Source organism: Colwellia sp. TT2012 (genome assembly GCF_001440345.1).
Classification (GTDB): domain Bacteria; phylum Pseudomonadota; class Gammaproteobacteria; order Enterobacterales; family Alteromonadaceae; genus Colwellia.
The window spans coordinates 1-776 of sequence record NZ_LJYX01000151.1 but is presented as its reverse complement, the minus strand read 5'-3'; the positions used below and the strand labels follow the sequence as shown (position 1 = coordinate 776).

General features: G+C 56.4%; 1 protein-coding gene and 1 pseudogene. Both read left to right on the top strand.

Going from position 1 to position 776, the window contains the following annotated elements:
• A pseudogene (locus ASU03_RS20375) lies at nucleotides 1-188 on the top strand (aspartate aminotransferase family protein); the annotation flags it as partial.
• A gap of 264 nt (nucleotides 189-452) precedes the next feature.
• Nucleotides 453-776: tetratricopeptide repeat protein (locus ASU03_RS19255; RefSeq protein WP_197411327.1), on the top strand; the 324-nt coding region annotated here is incomplete at its 3' end.

The window sequence follows — 776 nt, the reverse complement described above, 5'->3', positions numbered from 1 at the left end:
TGACCTTTGACGATGTGATGGGCAGTGATGCCAACCTGTTCAAGCGCTTCTTCCACCTGATGCTCGAAGGCGGTGTGTACCTGGCACCGAGTGCCTTTGAAGCCGGTTTCACCTCCATAGCCCATGGCGAAGCTGAGCTGAAACTGACCCTTGATGCTGCCGAGCGTGCCTTCGCCGCACTGAAGTAAGCCAGCCAATATCTGACGTCTCCCCTGGCGGCGTCAGATTTGCTACCTTGCTTACAGAAATTTCCTTCTTTTTTCGAGAAATCACCTGCACTCCGGCAGATAACTTGCCCACGCAGCAGAGAAACGGGTTAAGACTTTGTAAGCAGGTGCGTGCTTGGTTCATAATGCGCGCTTATTGGATCCCCTCGTGGTGCCGCGCGCTCCGGCGGAGGTAAGTCGATTCCCAATAAACGCACCGGCCGCACCCTGGTTCTGGGCTGCCTGTTGCTCCTTCAACCGCTGCTTGCGCATGCACAAGCGGGCGGCAACTCGTTGTTGATCCCAGCGATGGGTCGTTGCACCCTCAATACTCAGCCAGAAAGCCAGGCCGAGGCGCTAAGCGCCTGCCAAACACTGGCCGATGGCGGGGATGCGCAAGCGCAATACGAGTTGGGCGAATTTTTCTATGACGACAAGAATCCCTCCCGTGACCTCAATAAAGCCCTGAGCTTTTTCGAGAAAGCCTCGTTGCAGGGCCATGCCCAGGCGCAGTTCAAGCTGGGCAGCATGTTCTTTCATGGGGAAGGTGTGCCGGCCAATAACGTGCAG